Genomic DNA, 607 nt, shown 5'->3' with positions numbered 1-607 from the left:
GAGGATGGCAACCTTAATCCCGTCAGTACCACCCGTCACAGCTCCAGCCGTCGTGACCGAAACTGCGCCGTCACCAAAGTGACGGGCTAAAACACCCTCTTCGTCGACACCTGTTACATCCTGGGCATTGATAGTAATTGCGTTGGAACCGTAGTGAGAAACTCCAAAACCCTGATGTTGGCCCCTAACGGTCCCAGTCGTTGTAATCGAAAGCACACCATCGCCTTCATGCCTGGCACTTACAGCATTCAAAGAACCAGCGGTCACGTCATTTGCGGTAATGGAAATCGCCCCCGAACCAGTGTGCACGGAATAAACTCCGGTAGCGTTTGTACTGGATACGTTCCGGCTCGTGACCCTGATATCATCGGTGCTTTCGGTATCGTCAATGACAGCAATCAGAGCAGCATAATTGCCGCCAGCCACATCGCGGGATGTAATCGTTACAGCCCCAAGACCTCCCTTGTCGACAACAATGCCACTACCGTTTGCACCAGCCACGTCATTAGTTGCGATCACAACCGCACCATCCCCAAAATGGCGCGCATACACACCAGTATTACCGCCGGTTACATCGTTGGCTGTAACCGATAGTAAACCATCACCA

General features: G+C 52.6%; 1 protein-coding gene. It reads right to left on the bottom strand.

The genetic code is table 11. From position 1 onward, the window contains the following. A partial coding sequence (locus ACR0DT_RS25135) for a hypothetical protein (protein WP_480713357.1) occupies positions 1-607 on the bottom strand: 607 nt, incomplete at both ends.

Source organism: Ruegeria sp. BI11, from assembly GCF_056538005.1.
This window is presented reverse-complemented; position numbering and strand designations above follow the sequence as displayed.